The sequence below is a fragment of the Actinacidiphila yanglinensis genome (assembly GCF_900107965.1).
Lineage (GTDB): Bacteria > Actinomycetota > Actinomycetes > Streptomycetales > Streptomycetaceae > Actinacidiphila > Actinacidiphila yanglinensis.
The window spans coordinates 202,709-221,919 of record NZ_FNVU01000010.1 but is presented as its reverse complement, the minus strand read 5'-3'; the positions used below and the strand labels follow the sequence as shown (position 1 = coordinate 221,919).

Here is a 19,211-nt window from a genome sequence, read left to right as displayed (position 1 = left end):
CCGGGAGGTCCACACCCCCGGCCGCGGCACCCCCAACGGGTGCCTCCTCGATTCTCCCGCGCGCCGGGAGGAGCGGCGCACAGCCACCCCGGCGCCGGCGCACGGCAGATGGCCCGGATGTCCCGTTCGGACGCGGCCGGCGGCCGTGGTCAGGCCGCACCCGGGCACCGTACGGTCCGTGCCGGGCGCCGGGCTGGCGCGCACGGCCCCCGCACCGGGCGGGAAGGTGAGCTACCTCACAGGCACGGCCGCCGAGGAGGCACCCGAGGCGTAGGCGCGGTCGTAGCCGTCGTCGCCGAGCGCGGCGCGGGTGGCGCGCTCGTACTCCTCGCGGACGCCGAGCAGTTCGGGCGTGCCACGCTGCGGGTGGCCCACGCTGCGCCAGTACGTCTCACCGTGTCCGTAGACGCGTACGGCGTGCTCGGCCTCGCCGTCGGCGGCCAGGGCGGCGGCCAGCAGGTCCAGGCCCAGCGCGATCCCGAAGGCGTCGCCGAGTTGCCGCTTGGCGTCGAGCATGGTGCGGGCGCGCGCGGCGGCCTCGCGCGGGCTGCCCTGGAACAGGGCGATCAGGGAGAGCTGGTAGTCCAGGTAGGAGCGGGTCCACACCTCGCCGATCTCCTCGCAGTGGACGCCCAGTTCGAGGGCGTCGCGGCGGGCCCGCTCCAGGTCGCCCAGGCCGGTGCGGGCGAAGACCTCCACCAGGTGGCAGCGCAGCCGCGCCGGGGAGTCGAAGGCGAAACCCGGCGCCGAGGTGAGCGCGCCGACGACGGTGCGGCGGGCGTCCTCGGCCCGGCCGGTGAGCAGGGCCAGCAGGCCCGCGAGGTAGGCGGCGCCGAACCGACCCTCCTTGTCCCCGTCGGCGTCGGCCGCGTGCACCGCCTCGTCGCTGACGCGTAACGCCTCGGTGTACTCGCCCTGCAGGGTCAGGGTGACCCCGAGGGCGGCCAGCGCACGGGTGCGGGCCGGGCCGGGCGGCACCGGGCCGGCCAGGGCGCGTTCCAGGGCGGCGCGTGCCTCCTTGAGCCGGCCGCAGCAGGTCCAGAAGAACACCAGCAGCCCGGCGAGTTCGGCGCCCCGCTCGGGGTCGCTGCCGGCCAGGTGGTCCAGTGCGGTGCGCAGGTCGGTGTTGGCCTCCTCGACGAGGCGGTAGCCGTGGATCTGGTCGCTTCCGGGCCAACTGCGCTCCGCCCAGCGGGCCAGCGCGAGGAAGTGGTCGGTGTGGCGGGCGACCAGGCGCTCCTCCTCGCCGAGCTCGCGCAGCCACTCGCGGCCGTACTCGCGGATGGTGTCGAGCATGCGGTAGCGGGCGCCCTCGCGGCGCACCACGCTCTGGGTGACCAGCCGCTCGACGCAGGCCGCGACGTCGTCGGCGGCCAGCGGGCCGCCGGCGGTGATCGCGCGGGCGGAGGCGAGGTCGAAGGAGCCGCGGAAGACCGTCAACCGCGCCCACAGCAGGCGCTCCAGCGGCGCGCACAGCTCGTGGCTCCAGCCGATGGTGGCGCGCAGGGTCAGGTGGCGGCGCGGCCACACGAAGCCGGTGTCGCGGGCGAGGACCTTCAGGCGGGAGCCGAGGCGGTCCGCGACGTCGGCGACGGAGGTGTCCGGCCCGACCTGGGCGGCCGCCAGCTCGATGGCCAGCGGGATGCCCTCCAGGCGGCGGCAGATTGCCTCGGCGGCCGCGGCGGCACCGTCGGCGGCCGGCGCGCGCGGGTCCTGGTCGGCGACGCGCTGGGTGAACAGGTCCAGCGACTCGGCGCCGGCCGGCAGCGGGGCGACCTCGACGACCTGCTCGGCGTCGCACTCCAGCGGGCGGCGGCTGGTGGCGAGCAGGCTCAGCCCCGGCACGGCGGCGAGCAGTTCGCCGGCGAGCCGGGCGACGGGGGCGACCAGGTGCTCGCAGGAGTCGAGCACCAGCAGCAGCCGCTTGCCGGCCAGCCACGCGCACAGTGCCTCGACCGGCATGCGCGGCGAGTGGTCGGACAGGTCGACGGCGTCGCTGACGGTGGCGAGCAGGAGGTCGTCACCGTCGAGGGCGGCCAGGTCGGCCCACCACACGCCGTCGGGGAAGAGCTCCGGGGCCCGCTCGGCGAGTCGGACCGCCGCGTGCTGTGCCAGCCGGGTCTTGCCGACGCCGCCCGCGCCGGTGAGGGTGAGCAGCCGGCGCGCGGCCAGCAGTCCCTCCAGCCGCGCCAGCTCCGGCCCCCGGCCGACGAAACTCGTTGTCTCCTGCGGAATGAAGCCCTTCATGACGCCAGCCTGGCACCGAACCGGCACGGAAGGGGGCCGATGGGCGGGTTCAGGTCGAACAGGCCGGGAAGGCACATCCGCGCGCGGATGCCGTGCCCTCCGCCGCCCCCGCGGGCATGGCCCGTTCCCGGTGCTCCTCCACCGAGTTGACGGAAGCGAACACGATTCAACACGGTGTGCGCATCACGGTCCGGCAACGCATCGACAGCAGGGCGTTGACGGTCTTGTGCATGTGGCGTAGAACTACCCTGCGATTGCGATGGCGTTTCATCTTGGTGACTTCTGTTGGAAAGGGATCGGCGGAACGAGCCGCCGAGAGGTTCCGCACCCGGGTTCTCGCCAGCCGTCCACCAGTTACGCCCACACACACATGGAGGCACCATGTCGGAGGTCGAGTCGTCGGGTACCACGGGCAGCCCGCTGTCCGCGACCCGCAGGAACCTGCTCAGAGGCGTCGGGGCCGCCGGCCTCGTCGCCGCGGGCAGCGGCCTGCTCGCGGCGTGCGGTGGTTCCAGCGACAAGAAGAAGAGCTCGGGCGGGTCAAAGTCCGTCGCGGGCAGCAGTGTGACATTCGGGTCGAACTACTCCGACCCGGCGCCCAAGGCCGCCTTCGCCGCGCTGACGACCGCCGCGACGGCGTCCAGCAAGGTGAAGGTCAAAATCAACACGGTCGACCACAACACCTTCCAGAACAACATCACGAGTTACCTGCAGGGCACCCCGGACGACCTGTTCACCTGGTTCGCCGGTTACCGCATGCAGTACTTCGCCGCGCAGGGCCTGGTCGAGCCGATCGACGACGTGTGGGAGAAGATAGGCGGCAGCTTCAGCGCCGCCGCGAAGAAGCTGTCGACGGGCCTGGACGGCCACCAGTACCTGGTGCCGATCTACAACTACCCGTGGGTGGTGTTCTACAACAAGAGCGAGTTCGCCAAGCGCCACTACACCGTCCCCACCACCTGGGACCAGTACGTCGCGCTGGCCAAGCAGATGAAGAAGGACGGCCTGATCCCGATCGCGTTCGCGGACAAGGACGGCTGGCCCGCCCTGGGCACCTTCGACATCCTCAACATGCGGATCAACGGGTACGACTACCACACCAAGTTGATGACCCACAAGATCCCGTGGACCGACCAGGGCGTGCACACCGTCTTCCAGCACTGGGCCGAGATCCTCCCCTACATGCAGACCGGTGCCAACGGCCGGCTGTGGCAGGACGCCGCCAAGGCGCTGGAGTCCAAGCAGGCCGGGATGATGTTCCAGGGCACCAACCAGGTCGCCGCGCAGTACGTGACGGACAAGGCGGACCTGGCCGACCTGGACTTCTTCACCTTCCCCGCGGTCAACCCGCAGTGGGGCCAGGACTACATGGACGCGCCCACCGACGGGTTCATGCTGAGCAAGAAGGCGAAGAACTCCGACGCCGGCAAGGCGATCCTGGAGTACATCGGCACCGGCGCCGCCGAGTCGACGTACCTCAAGACCGACCAGTGGGACGTCGGCCTGGTCACCGGCCTGCAGGTGCCGACGTACAACGCGATCCAGAAGAAGTCGGTGGAAGAGATCGCCAAGTGCAAGGCGGTCGCGCAGTTCATGGACCGCGACTCGGACCCGGCGATGGCCAACGCGATGATCGCGATCTGCCAGAAGTTCATCGACGACCCGAGCACCTCCAACATCACCAAGCTCCAGCAGAGCGCGGAGAAGCAGGCGAAGGCGATCTACTCCTGATGAGCGCTACGTCCCAGGGGCGTACCCCGGCGGCGGTGTCGGACAAGCCCGAGGACTCCACGTCCCCGGTCCGGCGCCGCCGTCGGCGGTTGCGCACGATGACCACCCGCGACCGCATCGTGGTCGCGCTGCTGCTCGGTATACCGCTGCTGCTCGACCTGGCCTTCGTGTGGTTCCCGGCGATCGGCACCGTCCTGCTGTCGTTCACCAAGTGGAACGGCGTCGGCAGTCTGCACGAGAAGACCTGCCAGCCGAACATGCCGTCGATCCTCAACAACGGCTGCTGGTACGGCGTGCAGAACTACCACCAGGCCGCCACGATCTACCCCGAGTTCTGGCCCGCGGTCCGTCACAACGTGATCTGGCTGGCGGTCTTCGTGGTGATCGCCACCCCGCTGGGCATGCTCTTCGCGGTCCTGCTCGACCGGGGCCTGCGCGGCACCCGGATCTACCAGAGCCTGCTCTTCCTGCCGGTGATGCTGTCGCTGGCGCTGATCGGCATCATCTGGGAGTTCATCTACTCCCAGAACTACGGCCTGATCAACACCGTGATCGGCAGAAACGGCAACAGCAACGCGATCGACTGGCTCGGCAATCCCCATCTGAACCTGTGGGCGGTGCTGGTCGAGGCGACATGGCGGCAGGCCGGGTACGTGATGATCCTGTACCTGGCCGGACTCAAGGCCGTCGACCCGACCCTGCGTGAGGCCGCGCTGATGGACGGCGCGAACCCGTGGCAGACCTTCTGGCGGGTGATCTTCCCGGTGATGAAGCCGATCAACATCGTCATCATGGTGGTCACCGTCATCGAGAGCCTGCGCGCCTTCGACCTGGTCTACATCACCAACAAGGGCATCAACGGCCTGGAACTGCTGTCGGTGCTGGTGACCTCCAACATCGTCGGCGAGACCCAGCGGGTCGGCTTCGGCTCCGCGCTCGGCGTGGTGCTGCTGGTGATCTCCCTGGTGCCGATCTCGATCTTCCTCTACCAAACGTTCCGCCGGGAGGACACCCCGTGAGCTCCGAGACCCTTTCGCGGCCGCGGACCGAGTCGCCGCGCGTCGGCGGCCCCGGTGCGAAGCCCAAGCTGCGCGGGCAGATCGCCTCCCAGGCGTTCCTGATCATCGCCTCGGTGCTGTGGATCCTGCCGATCCTCTTCGCGCTGTACGTGGCGCTGCGCCCCTACTCCGACACCAGCAAGTACGGCTACGTGTCGCTGCCCCACCACCTGACGCTCCAGAACTTCAAGGACGCGTGGACGCAGTCGGACATGCTCCACTTCTTCTGGAACTCGGTGCTGATCACGGTGCCGGCGGTGGTGATCGTGCTGGCGCTGGCCGCCGGCGTCGCCTTCGTCCTGGTGCGCGTCAACGTGAAGATCAACGTGGCGCTGCTGATCATCTTCACCGCGGGCAACCTGCTGCCGCAGCAGGTCATCATCACCCCGCTGTACCGGATCTACCTGAAGATCACGCTGCCGCACTTCCTGTCCGACAGCGGCCTGATGTACAACTCGATCTTCGGTCTGATCGTCATCAACGTCTCCTTCCAGCTCGGCTTCTGCGTGTTCGTGCTGAGCAACTACATGAAGTCGATCCCCGGTGAGATGTACGAGGCCGCCCTGGTGGACGGCGCCAGCCTGTGGACCCGGTTCTGGCGGCTGACCGTGCCGCTGTGCCGGCCGGCGCTGGCGGCACTCGCGACCCTGCTGACCACCTGGATCTACAACGACTTCTTCTGGGCCATCACCCTGATGTCGTCGGGCGACAAACGTCCGGTGACCTCGGCACTGGCCAACCTGCAGGGGCAGTTCGTGAGCAACCAGAACCTCATCGCCGCGGCGGCGATGATCGCCGCGGTCCCGACACTGGTGGTCTATCTGTGCCTGCAGCGCCAGTTCATCGCGGGTCTGTCGCTGGGGTCGAGCAAGGGCTGAACCACGCGCCGTACGCGGCCAGCGCGGCCTGGAGCCTGGGCAGGTCCGGGCCGTGCGCCGCGTTCAGGCCGGTCAGGGCGCTGGTCCGGCGCAGCCGGTAGTCCACCGTGTTCGGGTGGATGTGCAGCCGCTCGGCGGTGCGCCGCCGGTCCAGGCCGCAGGCCAGGAACGTCCGCAGCGTCTCCAGCAGGTCGGTCCGGCCCTCCAGCGGGCGCAGCAGCGCGGCGAGCCGGTCGCGGGCCGGGCTGGGCAGCGTGAGCTGGTACTCCAGCAGCACGTCGTCCAGCCGGTACAGGCCCGGGCCGCGCCCGCAGCCCTCGGCGACCTGCCGGACCCTGGTGGCCAGGCTCGCCGCGCCCGCGGCCTCCTGCGGCGCCGCGGCGACCGCGGCCGCGGTCAGCTCCGCCCCGCAGGCCCGCGCCATGTCCCGTACCAGGCCGGCCAGCCGCGCGAACCCGGCGTCGGCCGGAGCCGGCGGACGGGCGGTCCCGGTCGCGGTGGCGGGGACGGCCGGGACCAGTGCAATGCCGCCGTCCGGCGACAGGGCCGACAGCGCCTCGCCGTGCGCCTGCCGGTCCAGTTCGGCGCGCATCCGGCGCAGCTTGCGGCCCGCGGCGATGCCCGGGTCGACGCCGGGCGCGTGCTCGTCCGGGTGCGGGGCGGCCGCGACGCTCACCACCCAGTAGCGCTCCGGCAGCCGCATCCCGGCCCGCTCGGCGGCCTGCTGGACCGGACCGCCGTCCAGCAGCGCCGACAGCAGCGCCTGACGGGCGCTCTGCCGCTCACCGAGCGCGGCCTGGCTCTCGGCGATGTACCCCGCGAACACCGACTCGGTGACCGCGTTGAGGTAGCGCAGCAGCAACTTCTGGGCGGCCAGCACGTCCGCCAGGTCGCCGGGCGCCGCGTCGGCGAGCACCTGGTCCAGGCACTCGTGCGCGCCCAGGAAGTACGCCCCGACGACCGCGTCCAGCGGGATGTGCTCCTGCGCCCGGCGCGCCGCCGAACGGTTCATCAGCTCCAACTGCGCGGCGGTGGGCGGCTCCCCGGTGCGCAGCACCTGCGCGAAGCCGCGGATGCCGCGCACCGCGATCGCGGTGATGTCACCGCGCAGCTGCTCGGCCGGCAGCGAGGCGTACACCGGTATCCGCTCGGTGAGCCGGGTGACGACCCGGGCGGCCAGCTCGTGGACCGCGGTGACCAGGCGCTTGTCCAGCGGGGTGCCGCCGATGGTGAGAGGGGCGGCGGGGCGGGGTGCCGCCGCGGGCTGCGTCGTCACAGGGGCACCTCGCGGGTTGCGGGCGCGGGCAGGGACGGGTCGCGGGGCCGTACGCGCCCGGATACGGGACCTTCCACTATTACCTACGGGTAACCCGGATGTGAAGTGCCGCCCCGGGCTTTGTGCGCCGTCACAACGCGGCGGGTGAAAGTCTGCGCCACCGTCCCAGGCTCACCGCGGACCGGCCCGGCCCATGATGACGTGATCCCGTGCGGCACGTTCGCCCCGTGCGGCACGTGCGGCACGTGCGGCACGCGGTCGCCCGACCGCCCCTCCCCCGCACCCGACAACCCGAGGAGAGCCGTGCGCAAGCCCTGCGCCCTGGCCGTGACCGCGGCACTGGCCTGTACCTGCATGTTCCTGCCCGCCGCGGCGAGCGCGTCGGCCGCGGCGCCGGCCGCCACCACCGCGCCCGGCTCGACGGTGCCCGACCAGGACCCGTTCTACGCGGCCCCGGGGAACATCGCCTCCTACGCGCCCGGCGCGGTCGTCGACAGCCGCCCGGTGCCCGGCGTCAACCTGTTCGGCATCGACGTGCCGGTGAACGCCTGGCAGATCTCCTACCGCACCAACGACTCGCACGGGCAGCCGGAGTTGGCCGTCACGACGCTCGTCGTGCCCAAGGCCGCCTGGACCGGGTCCGGGCCGCGGCCGGTGGTCTCGCTGCAGACCCCCGAGGACAGCGTCGGCACCAGCTGCGCTCCGTCGTACCAGATCGCCACCGGCAAGGACGTGCAGGACGCGGCGCTGGGCGCCCAGCTCCTGCTGGCGAACTGGGCGGTGGCGGTGCCGGACTTCGAGGGGCCCAGGTCGGTGTTCCTGGCCGGTCCGCAGGCCGGGCACGCCGTCCTCGACGGCATCCGCGCGGTGAAGGCGTTCGGCACCGCGGGCATCGGCCGGGACAACCCCTGGGCGCTGGACGGCTATTCGGGCGGCGCCGAGGCGACCGGCTGGGCCGCGCAGCTCCAGACGTCCTACGCCCCCGAGGTGAAGCTTGCGGGCGCCGCGATCGGCGGGCTGCCCTCCGACCCGGCCGCGGTGGGGAGTTACATCGACGGCACGGCCTTCGCGGGCTTCGAGTTCGCCGCCGCGTACGGCATCGCCACCGAGTTCCCCGAGGCCGGCATCGACGGGCTGCTCAACTCCCGCGGCCGGCAGGACTTCGCGTCCATCAAGGGCAGTTGCGAGCTCACCATCCTGCCGTCCTACGCCTTCCGCCGGCTGAACGAGGACACGACCGCCGCCGACCCGCTCGCCGTCCCCTCGGTGGCGGCCGTCCTGCGCGCCAACACCCTCGGTGCGGCCGCGCCCGCCACCGCCGTCTACGACTACCACGCCGACACCGACGAGATCGTGCCCGTCGGCCAGGACAACGACGCCGTCAGCGGCTGGTGCGCTGCCGGCGGCACCGTCGAGAAGGTGCGCGACCTGCTCGGCGAGCACGTCGAGGAGGTCGCCGCCCGCGCCGTGTCGGTCGAGCTGTTCCTCGCCGACCGCTTCGCGCACAAGCCGGCGCCCGACAACTGCTGATCCCCCGGGGCCCGTCGTGTGGAACACCGCGGGGATCCACACGACAGGCCCTGGTCGCGGCACCGGCCGTTCGCCCCCACCGGCCGGTGCCGCACGGCCCGTTCCCCGGCACGGCGTCGCCGGGGAACGGGCCGTCCTCACGGGCCGTCCTCACGGGCCGTCCTCACGGGCCGTCCTCACGGGGTGCGCCTCACGGGGTGATCAGCACCGCCCCGACGGTGGCGCGGCCTTCGACGGCCGCGTGCGCCTCGGCGGCGCGTTCGAGCGGGTACCCGGCGTGGACGGCCGGCACCAGGCGGCCCGCGGCGGCCTCGGCGAGGGCGAGCGCGGCGTCGGCGCGCTGTTCCCGGGCGGGCCTGGCGAAGACGATGCCGAGCACGCCGACGACGGACAGCCCGCGCCGCCCGATCGTCAGGTCGTCGAGTTCGGCCCAGCGCCCCGAGGTGAACCCGTACAGGCCGAACCGGCCGCCACCGTCCGCGGTCGCGGCGAGGGCCTGCTGCGCGACCTCACCGCCGACCGCGTCCAGGACGATGTCCGCGCCCCTGCCGCCGAGCGCCTCACGGACCCGCTCGGGCCAGTCGGCGCCGGTGTAGTCGACGACCACGTCGGCCCCGAAGTCACGGGCGGCGGCCGCCTTCCGCTCGCCTCCTACGACGCCGATCACCACGCCCGCGCCGAGCGTCCTGGCCCGCTGCACCAGCAGCGAGCCGATCCGCCCGGCGGCCGCCGTGACGAGCACGCTGTCGCCGGGTCGCAGCCCGATCGCGTCGAGCATGCCGATCGCGAGGGCGCCGGCCTGGAAGACGGCGACGGCCCGGTCGATCGGCAGCCCGTCCGGCACGGCATGGACGCCCGCGGCGTCGGCGAGGGCGAGTTCGGCGTAGCCGCCGCGCATCCCGACCGTGGCGGCGACCACCCGGGAGCCGACCAGCGCCGGGTCGGCGCCCGAGCCGACCGCGACGACCCGCCCACCGACCTCCAGACCCGGCACGTAGGGACGCGGGAACGGGTAGCGGCCCGACCGGACGATGACGTCGCCGTACGACACGCCTGCCGCCTCGACCGCGACCAGCACCTGGCCCTCGGCCGGGTCGGGGGTCGCGGCGTCCTCGACGCGCAGGACGTCCGGCGGGCCGAACGCGTGGACTCGGATGGCTTTCACGAATGGCTCCTCGGGGCTGCTGCGTTGACGGCAGGTGCCGATCGAGACAGCATGTCTCGTGCAGGGCAGCGTGTGTGGAACCAGCCTTGTGTCCGCCCGCTGCGGCGGCAAGCAGCAGATCGTCCGCCCTGTCCCGTTGCAGACAAGGAGCGCGAAGTGTCTCAGCCCGCCGACAACGTTCGGGTCCGGCGCACCCGCAAACTGCTGCGGGACGCGCTGATCGAGCTGATCGACGAGCGCGGCTTCGACCGCCTGACCGTCGGCGAGATCACCGAGCGGGCGATGGTCAGCCGGGCCGCCTTCTACCGGAACTACCGGGACAAGTTCCACCTGGTGGAGCAGATCTTCGACGACGCGATGGCCGATCTGCACGGCTCGATGGCGGACGGAGACGGAGCGGGCGGTGGGACAGGCGGAAGCAGCGGCACCGACGGAGGAAGCGGAAGCAGCGGGGGAAGCGGCGGCGGCCGGACCCGTTCCGACGCCGAGCGCTGGGTCTCCTTCTTCGAGCACGTCGCCCGCTACCACCGCTTCTACGGTGCGCTGCTCGGCCGGCGCGGCAGCACGTGGTTCGCAGCGAGGATGCAGGCGTCGCTCGCGGAGATGACCCGGGCGCATCTGCCGTCGGGGGGCAGCGCGGACGGCCTGGCGGCCACCGTGCTGGGCGCGCTCTTCACGCAGTCGATCACGTGGTGGCTGGACCAGGGCATGCCGTCGCCGCCGCGGGAGATCGCGCGCCAGTCGGCCGAACTCGCCGGCGCGGTCATCTCGGTGGCGAACGGCTGGGCGGAGCCGGCGGCCGGATGAGGGCGGACGAGGAGGCCCTCATCCGCTCGACTACCGCCGACCTCCCGCGTCGGTCCCCTCGGCGGGCTCCCCCTCCGCGTCGCCCGGCTCGATCAACCGGTGCAGCAGCGCGGTGAGTTGACGGCCCTCCTCCGGGGTGAGGGGGGCGAGCAGCGCGTGGTTGGCCTCGTCGCCGAGCCCCTCCAGTCGACCCAACAGATCGCGGCCCGGCGGGGTGAGGGTGAGGGCGTTCTTGCGCGCGTCGCGGGGGTCGCGGGCACGGGTGATCAACTCGCGCGCCTGGAGGTCGTTCAGGACCGCGACCATGTCCTTGGGGTCGATCCGGACGATGCGGGACAACTCCGCCTGCGCCAGCGGCTCGTGCTCGGCGATGCCGCACAACACCGCGTGGTGCGGCATCCGGATGCCCTCGCGCGCCAGATGCTCGGCGACGAGGCGGTGGCCCCGAGCCGCGGCGCGGCCGAGCAGCCAACTCGGCAGGGTCTGCAGCCGGGTGAGCGGTGCGGGGGTCGCGTCCATCCGGCCATCCTAGAGCAATTCATTGGACCTCCCCACGACTTCACTCCTATCATTGGGGCAACCAATGAGTTCGGAGGGGTCGATGCGCAGGATCAGGGTCCGGCCACAGGGCACGGCGGAACGGTTCGTCTGCGAGGAGGTGCCCGAACCGGCTCCGGAACCAGGTCGGCTGGTCGTACGGACCGAGGCGGTGGGGGTCTCGGTCGGCCTGCTGCGGATGCTCGCCTCCGACCCGCTGCCCGAGGCGGGGCCCGGCGGCGAGATGGTCGGGCACGTCACGGCGGTGGGCCCGGGGGTCGAGAGTTACGCGGTGGGCGACCGGGTGGGCGGGGTGGTCTTCGGCGGGCTGTACGCCGAGTACGTCCTCGCCTCGCCCGCGCTCGTCTCGCACGTCCCGCCGGAGCCGTCGGCCGGCGAGGCCCTGGCGCTGGTGCGCGGCGGGCTGATCGCGCTGTCGGCCCTGCGGGCCGGGCGGTTCGCCCCGGGCGAGTCCGTGCTGGTGACGGCCGCGGCGAGCGGGACCGGGCATCTCGCGGTGCAACTCGCCAAGGCGCTGGGAGCGGAGCGGGTGGTCGCCGCGATCGGCGCGGGTCATCCGGCGGGCGCCCGGCACGGGGGCGGGACCGAGGGCGCCGGGGAGGCCGGGGCCACCGGGGAGGCCGGGCCGGCCGCCGGATCGTCGCTCGCGGTCGAGGGCCAGGGCGGCTTCACGGAGAAGGCGGCCTTCGTCCGCGACTGCGGCGCCGACGCGGTGACCGGTTACGCCGACGCGGACTGGGGCGCGCCGGTGGACCTCGTCCTGGACGGCGTGGGCGGGGAGTTGGTGCAGCGCGGCGTGGACGCGCTGGCCCCGTACGGGCGGCTCGTCGCGTTCAGCGCCGGCGGCGGCAGCGTGGACGCGGGCAGCCTGCTCGGCGGGCTCAAGTCGGTGACCGGCTTCTCGATCGGCCTGATCGGCCGCGAGCGGCCCGACCTGCTCGACGAGCGGCGCGCGGAGCTGTGGCGGCTCTGGGCGGCGGGCCTGCTGCGCCCCCGGTACACCGCCCTGCCACTGACCGGCATCGCCCGGGCCACCGCGCTGCTCGCGTCCCGCACGAACCGGGGACGCGTCCTGCTGACCATGGAGTGAGCGCCAAGGTGTCCGGGAGGGTGGGCGGGGGGACCTGCCCACGCGCCGTGCCGCACACTGTCGCCATGCCGCCGCTGATCGACACCCCGCACCCCGACGAGGCCGCCGCCCTCGCCGGCGTGCATCTGCGGACCTGGCTGGAGACGTATCCCCGCCTCGACGCGGGCATCGACGCGGCCTGGATCACCGAGCACATCGGCCCGGTCACCTCGCCGGCCGGCGTCGCGCGCTGGCGCGCGGTGGTCGAGGAGGCCCGGGACCGGCCGGCGCGGATGTTCTGCCGGGCGGTACGCGCGCGGGAGGGCGGTGAGGCGGCGGGGTTCCTCTGCGGGCTGCGTGAACCGGACGGCGACGGGACGCGCGCCACGGCAACGGGGGCGCCGCACTCCGAGGCGGCTGCCGGGCCCGGCGCCTTCGTCGTGACCCTCGGACCCATGTACCTGCTGCGCGAGGTGCGCGACCGCGGCGTCGGCGGCCTTCTGATGGCCGACTTCCTCGCCTGGACCGGGCCCGACCCGGCCCGCCTGTGGGTGACGGCCGCCAACGAGGCGGCGATCCGCTTCTACGCCCGGCACGGCTTCCGGCCCACCGGGGAGCGGGAGATGTGGCGCGGGCGGCTCCCGAACCTCCGGATGGCCCGCGCGCCCCACCCCGGGGGGACCTGGGCCACCGCACGCCCCGCTCAGAGCGGGTAGGTGCTCAGCTCCACGAGGTTGCCGTCCGGGTCCCGGACGTACACGCTCGTGATCGCCCCCGTCGCGCCGGTGCGTTCGACCGGCCCCTCCTCCACCTCGACCCCGTGCGCGGCGAGTTCGGCGACCACCTCGGACAGCGGCTGCTCCACCACCAGGCACAGGTCGGCGCTGCCGGGCGTGGGCCACGCCGCCTTCGGCTCGAACTCCCGCCCCGCCTGGTGCAGGTTGATCTTGCTGGTGCCGAAGGCGAGCGCCTTCCGCCCGCCCCGGAACGTCACCTCCGTCATCCCCAGCGCCCCGGCGTAGAAGCCGATGGACGCGTCGATGTCCCGCACGGTCAGGACGAGGTGGTCGAGCCGGTCGATCCGCATGGCGGCTGCACGGGTCCTTCCGGGGACGGGAGCGGGGGCGGGCCGGGCCGCCCGAGGGGGCACCGGCGCACCCGGCGAGCGTAGCGATCCCGTGGGCGGGGCGACCCGGTGGGCGGGACGACCCGGCAGGCGCGGCGGTCCGGCGGGCGGCGGTCCGCCGCGCCCGGTATTCCGGCGCCGGGCGTGTCCGGTCCTCCCCGGTACGGCCGAATGGTGGTAATTTCTGCGCATTCCGCCGTATCGCTGTGCTATCCGGCCCGACCCGGGGCAGGAGGGGGGCGTCGGCCCGTCCGCCGCCCGCCACCGGGCGACCGTGCGGACGGCACGCACACCCGCACCATCCGCCCCCGGCCCTTCGAGATCCTGATGACCGTCACCACCGTCGCCAACCCCCGCGGCCGCCCCGGCTACGAGGCGACGCTCCCGTGCGCACCGCAGAGCGCGCGGTCCGCGCGGAGCCTGGTCGTCATCGTGCTGAGCGTGTGGGGGCTGGACGACCTCGCGGAGGACACCGCCGCCGTGGTCTCGGAGCTGGTGGCGAACGCGGTCCGGCACACCTCCGGGGCGCGCCTGCGGGTGTCGATCACCCGGCCGAGCGGGCAGGTCGTGCGGGTGGCGGTGACCGACCACTCCCCCGTGCTGCCGGAGGTGCTGCGCCCCGGCCCGCAGGACGAGGACGGGCGCGGCCTGGCACTGGTCGCGGCCCTCGCCGAGACGTGGGGGGCCACCCCGCTGCGCCGGGGCAAGCGGGTGTGGGCGGAACTGCGCGGTTCCCGCCCCTGACCGGCCGCTCCGACTCCACCGTGCGGCGCGGCCCCGCCGGACACCACCCGCCCCAACTCCCGAGGCCCCACCTCCCGTTCGGGGCACCTGCTCTGGCAGGCTGACCGTCGTGGACTCGACGACGTACGAACCGGGCGGTGCGCCGTCCGTGACGGCCGACGTGTTGTGCGACCGGATCGACGCGGCGGACACCGCCGTCCGGGCGTTCGTCACCGACGCGGAGTCACCTGCCGCCCGGCGGGAGCGCGTGCGCGCGGAGGTCGCGGCCGTGCATGCACGCTGGCCGGCGGGCGGAGCGCGACCGGCACTGTTCGGCGTCCCGGTCGCGGTCAAGGACATCGTGCGGGTGGACGGGCTGCCCACCCGCGGCGGATCGCGGCTGCCCGCTGAGGTGTTCGAGGGGCCGCAGGCGTCCGTGGTGGACCGGCTCCGCGCGGCCGGGGCCGTGATCGCGGGGAAGACGGTGACCGCGGAGTTCGCGATCAGCGCCCCGGGGCCGACCCGCAACCCGCACGCCCTCGACCACAGCCCGGGCGGCTCCAGCAGCGGGTCGGCGGCGGCGGTCGCGGCGGGGATGGTGCCGCTGGCGATCGGCACCCAGACCGTCGGGTCGGTGATCCGCCCCGCGGCGTACTGCGGTGTCGTGGGGTTCAAGCCGACCGCCGGGCGCATCCCGATCGACGGTGTCATCCCCAACGCGCCCTCCCTCGACACCCTCGGCGTCTTCGCCGCGACGCCCGCCGCGGCGGCGGTGGCGGCGGCCGTCCTGTGCGACGGCTGGGACCCTGCGCCGGGCGGCGGGCGGCGCACCCCGGTCTTCGGGGTGCCCGACGGCCCCTACCTGGCCGAGGCCGGCCCGCAGGCGCGCGAGGCGTTCGCACGCCAGGTGGCAGCCCTCACGGACGCGGGGCTGCCGGTGCGCAGGGTGCCGATGTTCGCGGAACTCGCCCGCGACACCGACGACATGTTCGCGCTGAACCGCTACGAGGCGGCCCGCACCCACGCCGAGTGGTTCCCCCGCCACGGCGCCCTCTACCGGGAGGAGTCCGTGGCCATCATCCGGCAGGGACTGGCCGTCCCCCGCGCGCGGTACGACGACGCGCTGCGGCGGCGGGACGTCTTCCGCGCGGAGCTCTGGGCCGCGACCGAACGGGCCGGGGTGGACGTCTGGATCTGCCCGGCCGCCACCGGCCCCGCGCCGCGCGGCCTGACCACGACGGGTGACCCGGCGATGTGCCGGCCGTGGAGCTACGCGGGCTGGCCGTCCCTCGCCCTCCCCGCCGACCGGACCCACGCCGGGCTCCCGCTCGGCTGCCAGTGGGTCGCCCGCGCCGGCGCCGACGAGCTCCTGCTCGGCTGGGCGGTCGCCCTGGCCGCGCTGCTCCTGGCGCCGGACCGCGGGACGGCCGGGGCGCCGGGTCAGCCGCCGACGTAGCCGGCGAGGTGCTCGCCGGTGAGGGTGGAGCGGGCGGCCACCAGGTCGGCGGGCGCGCCCTCGTAGACGATCCGGCCGCCGTCGTGGCCCGCGCCGGGTCCGAGGTCGATGATCCAGTCGGCGTGTGCCATGACCGCCTGGTGGTGCTCGACGACGATGACGGACCTGCCGGAGTCGACCAGCCGGTCGAGCAGGCCGAGCAACTGCTCGACGTCGGCGAGGTGGAGGCCGGTGGTGGGCTCGTCGAGCACGAGGACGCCGCCCTTGTCACCCATGCGGGTGGCCAGCTTCAGCCGCTGCCGCTCGCCACCGGACAGCGTGGTGAGCGGCTGGCCGATGCCGAGGTAGCCGAGTCCGACGTCCGAGAGCCGGGTCAGCACGGTGTGCGCGGCGGGGGTGCGCGCCTCGCGCGCGCCGAAGAACTCCTCGGCCTCGGCCACCGGCATGGCGAGCACCTCGCTGATGTCCCGGCCGCCGAGGCGGTACTCGAGCACCGACGCGTCGAACCGCCTGCCCTCGCACACCTCGCACACGCTCGCGACGCCCGCCATCATCGCCAGGTCGGTCCAGACGACGCCGACACCGTTGCAATGGGGGCAGGCGCCCTCGGAGTTGGCGCTGAACAGGGCGGGCTTCACCCCGTTGGCCTTCGCGAACGCCTTGCGGATCGGGTCCAGCAGCCCCGTGTACGTCGCCGGGTTGCTGCGCCGCGAGCCGCGGATCGGGCTCTGGTCGATCGACACCACGCCCACCTCGGCGGCGGCCGGACTCACGGCCAGCGACCCGTGCACGAGCGAGCTCTTGCCGGATCCGGCGACACCGGTCACGACGACGAGCACCCCCAGGGGGACGTCCACGTCGACATCCCGCAGGTTGTTCGCCGTCGCACCCCGGACCTCCAGCACGCCGGTGGGCTTGCGCACGGACTCCTTCAGGGCGGCCCGGTCGTCGAAGTGGCGGCCGGTGACAGTGCCGGCGGCCCGCAGCCCCTCGACGGTGCCCTCGAAGCAGACCGTGCCCCCTTGCGCGCCCGCGCCGGGGCCGAGGTCCACGACGTGGTCGGCGATCGCGATCGTCTCGGGCTTGTGCTCCACCACGAGCAGCGTGTTGCCCTTGTCGCGCAGCCGCAGCAGCAGGCCGTTCATCCGCTGGATGTCGTGGGGGTGCAGGCCGACGGTGGGCTCGTCGAAGACGTAGGTCACGTCGGTGAGCGAGGAGCCGAGCTGGCGGATCATCTTCACGCGCTGCGCCTCACCGCCCGACAGCGTGCCCGAGCCCCGGGCGAGCGAGAGGTAGCCGAGGCCGATCTCGGCGAACGAGTCGAGGGTCCGGCCCAGCGCGGTGAGCAGCGGCGCCACGGACGGCTCGTCGAGACCGCGCACCCAGGCGGCGAGGTCGCTGATCTGCATCGCGCACGCGTCGGCGATGCTGATGCCGTCGATCCGCGACGACCGCGCCTCCTCGCTGAGCCGGGTGCCGTCGCAGGCGGGGCAGGCGGTGAAGGTGACCGCCCGGTCCACGAACGCCCGGATGTGCGGCTGGAGCGACTCCCGGTCCTTGGACAGCATCGACTTCCGGATCTTCGGGATCAGCCCCTCGTAGGTGAGGTTGACCCCTTCGACCTTCACCTTCGTCGGCTCCCCGTACAGGAAGTCGTGCCTCTCCTGCTCGGTGAAGTCCCGGATCGGCTTGTTCGGGTCGAGCAGCCCGGACTCGGCGTAGACCCGCACCGTCCAGAAGCTGTCGGACGTCCAGCCGGGGATGGTGAACGCTCCCCCGGCCAGCGTCTTGGAGTCGTCGTAGAGCTGGGTGAGGTCGATGTCGGAGACGGTGCCCCGCCCCTCGCACCCGGTGCACATGCCGCCGGTGCGGGTGAAGGTCGCCTTCTGGGTCTTCTTGGCGCCGCGCTCGACGGTGATGGCCCCGCTCGCGCGGACCGAGGGCACGTTGAAGGCGTAGGCACCGGGCGGGCCGATGTGCGGCGTGCCGAGCCGGCTGAAGAGGATGCGCAGCATCGCGTTGGCGTCGGTGGCGGTGCCGACGGTGGAGCGCGGGTCGGCGCCCATCCGCTGCTGGTCGACGACGATCGCGGTCGTCAGCCCTTCGAGCACGTCGACCTCGGGCCGGGACAGCGCCGGCATGAAGCCCTGCACGAAGGCGCTGTAGGTCTCGTTGATCAGGCGCTGCGACTCCGCGGCGACGGTGCCGAACACCAGGGAGCTCTTGCCCGAACCGGACACACCGGTGAAGACCGTCAACCGCCGCTTCGGGAGCTCGACGCTGACGTCCTTGAGGTTGTTCACGCGCGCGCCGTGCACCCGGATCAGGTCGTGCGCGTCGGCGACGGGCGCGTCCGGTGACTGCGGGTCGGGTGACTGGGGGCCGGGCGTGTCCCCGGTGCTCCTGGCGGTTGTCATCGCTGCTCCATCTGCTCACCGGGGCCGCGTGCACGGTCCCGGTTTCCCGGTCGGTTCGCCTGGCCCGATCCCGTCGGGTTCCGCACCGTACGTCCCGAGGCCACCGGCGGCGCGGAGGTCACGGCCTCCGCACGCGGATGCCACGCTACGGGGCGGCGGGCGGCTGCGGCTTCTCCGTTCCTGACCGTCTTCCTGACCGTTCCGGCGCGGTGCGGGGCGGCTCCTGCCGCCGGTGCCGCGCCAGGCACCGCGCGGTCCAGCCGGTGTGGCGCTCCCGCAGGTCCTCCGCGGTCAGGTCGGTGCGGCCGAGATCGTGGTAGTTGGGCAGCCAGGTCTCGACGGAGCGGTGGGAGTTGGCGAGGGCGAACAGGTCCCACAGCGCCATGTCCGGCACCTCCTCGCCCGCCGCCTCCTGGTAGGCGTCCAGGAACGCCTCGGCGGTGGCCGGCCCGTGCAGCAGGACCAGGTCGAGCCGGCACCAGCCCACGTCGAAGCCGCGCGGCGCCCGGGACGCCCCGGACCAGTCGACGATGCCGGTCGGCTCCCCCTCGCGCCACAGCACGTTGCCGGACCAGAAGTCGTAGTGCGTCAGGACGGTGGGCTGCCGGGCCAGCCGGTGGCGGTGGGCGGACACGACCGGTCCGGCCGGTCCCCCGCCGGCACCGCCTGCCGCCCGGGACGCCGCCGCCATGCCGTCGCGCAGCCCGGCCAGCCGTTCGCCCGGGACACCGTGGACCAGGGCGAGCGCGCGCCCCAGAGCGGCGGCCGCGCGGTCCGGCCGCGCGGGTTGGATGTCGGCCCGCCCGGGCAGCAGCGTGATCAGGACCGCGGGCCCGCCGCACCGGAGCCCGTCGGGGTCGACCGCGACCAGCCTGGGCGCCCACCCGTCCAACCCCCGCAGCGCGTCCAGCACCCGCGCCTCCGCGGCCGCGGCGCCGTCGCCCGGCGGGAAGCACCGCATCACCACCTGCGACGGCCCGGAGAGCGGCAGGCCCGTGCCGAGCAGGTGCGTGGCGGCGTGGGTCCCGCCGGCGAGCCTGCGCACCACATGCGCGGGGCCGGGGGAACCGACCGCCTCCGCGGCCCAGTCCAGTGCTGCCGCGGGCGGATGCGAGGAGGTCATCGGGCCATGCTGCCCCGTGCGCGCCGCGACGCGAAACGCGATTTCCC

At 73.6% G+C, this 19,211-nt stretch carries 16 protein-coding genes; 9 read left to right on the top strand and 7 right to left on the bottom strand.

Annotation, left to right across the window (positions count from 1 at the left end; all coding sequences use genetic code 11):
- Nucleotides 1-231: 231 nt before the first annotated feature.
- Entirely contained in the window at nucleotides 232-2,247 is a 2,016-nt protein-coding gene (locus C4U44_RS23545) for an ATP-binding protein (protein ID WP_103887956.1), read from the bottom strand.
- Between the two features lie 381 nt (nucleotides 2,248-2,628).
- Between C4U44_RS23545 and C4U44_RS23540 the strand changes: the two genes are divergently transcribed.
- The 3 genes from C4U44_RS23540 (at nucleotide 2,629) to C4U44_RS23530 (ending at nucleotide 5,914) form a co-directional block, all read left to right on the top strand.
- Nucleotides 2,629-3,978: an ABC transporter substrate-binding protein gene (locus C4U44_RS23540; RefSeq protein ID WP_103887955.1), complete on the top strand. Its 1,350-nt coding sequence runs from the start codon at nucleotides 2,629-2,631 to the stop codon at nucleotides 3,976-3,978.
- Nucleotides 3,978-4,997 carry a carbohydrate ABC transporter permease gene (locus C4U44_RS23535; protein ID WP_103887954.1) on the top strand — a complete coding sequence of 340 codons (1,020 nt, stop codon included), beginning with the start codon at nucleotides 3,978-3,980 and terminating at the stop codon, nucleotides 4,995-4,997. Before C4U44_RS23540 ends, C4U44_RS23535 begins: the two co-directional genes overlap by 1 nt.
- A 68-nt stretch (nucleotides 4,998-5,065) precedes the next feature.
- Nucleotides 5,066-5,914 carry a carbohydrate ABC transporter permease gene (locus C4U44_RS23530; RefSeq protein WP_235032306.1) on the top strand — a complete coding sequence of 283 codons (849 nt, stop codon included), beginning with the start codon at nucleotides 5,066-5,068 and terminating at the stop codon, nucleotides 5,912-5,914.
- On the opposite strand, the gene C4U44_RS23525 is transcribed toward C4U44_RS23530, so the two are convergent.
- Entirely contained in the window at nucleotides 5,877-7,190 is a 1,314-nt protein-coding gene (locus tag C4U44_RS23525; RefSeq protein ID WP_103887952.1) for a PucR family transcriptional regulator, read from the bottom strand. The genes C4U44_RS23530 and C4U44_RS23525 overlap by 38 nt on opposite strands.
- A 303-nt stretch (nucleotides 7,191-7,493) precedes the next feature.
- Here C4U44_RS23525 and C4U44_RS23520 point away from each other — a divergent pair, with 303 nt between their 5' ends.
- Nucleotides 7,494-8,720 (top strand): lipase family protein, encoded by a 1,227-nt coding sequence (locus tag C4U44_RS23520; protein ID WP_200823365.1) that lies wholly within the window; start codon nucleotides 7,494-7,496, stop codon nucleotides 8,718-8,720.
- Between the two features lie 190 nt (nucleotides 8,721-8,910).
- Here C4U44_RS23520 and C4U44_RS23515 read toward each other — a convergent pair whose 3' ends face one another.
- On the bottom strand, nucleotides 8,911-9,885 hold the full coding sequence (locus tag C4U44_RS23515; protein WP_103887951.1) for a zinc-binding dehydrogenase: 975 nt from the start codon (nucleotides 9,883-9,885) through the stop codon (nucleotides 8,911-8,913).
- A gap of 156 nt (nucleotides 9,886-10,041) precedes the next feature.
- On the opposite strand from C4U44_RS23515, the gene C4U44_RS23510 reads away from it, so the two are divergent.
- Complete coding sequence (locus tag C4U44_RS23510) at nucleotides 10,042-10,692, top strand: TetR/AcrR family transcriptional regulator (protein WP_103887950.1); 651 nt, start codon at nucleotides 10,042-10,044, stop codon at nucleotides 10,690-10,692.
- A 30-nt stretch (nucleotides 10,693-10,722) separates the two neighbouring features.
- Here C4U44_RS23510 and C4U44_RS23505 read toward each other — a convergent pair whose 3' ends face one another.
- Complete coding sequence (locus C4U44_RS23505) at nucleotides 10,723-11,211, bottom strand: MarR family winged helix-turn-helix transcriptional regulator (protein WP_103887949.1); 489 nt, start codon at nucleotides 11,209-11,211, stop codon at nucleotides 10,723-10,725.
- Between the two features lie 82 nt (nucleotides 11,212-11,293).
- On the opposite strand from C4U44_RS23505, the gene C4U44_RS23500 reads away from it, so the two are divergent.
- Nucleotides 11,294-12,340, top strand: a complete 1,047-nt coding sequence (locus C4U44_RS23500) for a quinone oxidoreductase family protein (RefSeq protein ID WP_103887948.1) — start codon at nucleotides 11,294-11,296, stop codon at nucleotides 12,338-12,340.
- Nucleotides 12,341-12,405: 65 nt separating this feature from the next.
- A complete protein-coding gene (locus tag C4U44_RS23495) occupies nucleotides 12,406-13,035 on the top strand; it encodes a GNAT family N-acetyltransferase (RefSeq protein ID WP_103887947.1) in 630 nt (209 codons plus the stop codon).
- Here C4U44_RS23495 and C4U44_RS23490 read toward each other — a convergent pair.
- Nucleotides 13,023-13,406, bottom strand: a complete 384-nt coding sequence (locus C4U44_RS23490; protein ID WP_103887946.1) for a VOC family protein — start codon at nucleotides 13,404-13,406, stop codon at nucleotides 13,023-13,025. The two genes, C4U44_RS23495 and C4U44_RS23490, sit on opposite strands and share 13 nt — an antisense overlap.
- 366 nt (nucleotides 13,407-13,772) lie before the next feature.
- Between C4U44_RS23490 and C4U44_RS23485 the strand changes: the two genes are divergently transcribed.
- A complete protein-coding gene (locus C4U44_RS23485) occupies nucleotides 13,773-14,189 on the top strand; it encodes an ATP-binding protein (protein ID WP_200823364.1) in 417 nt (138 codons plus the stop codon).
- 109 nt (nucleotides 14,190-14,298) lie between these two features.
- Nucleotides 14,299-15,624, top strand: coding sequence for an amidase (locus C4U44_RS23480; protein ID WP_103887945.1), 1,326 nt, complete (start codon nucleotides 14,299-14,301; stop codon nucleotides 15,622-15,624).
- Here C4U44_RS23480 and C4U44_RS23475 read toward each other — a convergent pair.
- Both C4U44_RS23475 and C4U44_RS23470 read right to left on the bottom strand, forming a co-directional pair.
- Nucleotides 15,609-18,041 (bottom strand): ATP-binding cassette domain-containing protein, encoded by a 2,433-nt coding sequence (locus C4U44_RS23475; RefSeq protein ID WP_103887944.1) that lies wholly within the window; start codon nucleotides 18,039-18,041, stop codon nucleotides 15,609-15,611. The genes C4U44_RS23480 and C4U44_RS23475 overlap by 16 nt on opposite strands.
- 145 nt (nucleotides 18,042-18,186) lie before the next feature.
- The gene (locus C4U44_RS23470) at nucleotides 18,187-19,164 is read right to left on the bottom strand and encodes a phosphotransferase family protein (protein ID WP_160145088.1); all 978 of its coding nucleotides are present in this window, start codon (nucleotides 19,162-19,164) and stop codon (nucleotides 18,187-18,189) included.
- Nucleotides 19,165-19,211 lie beyond the last annotated feature (47 nt).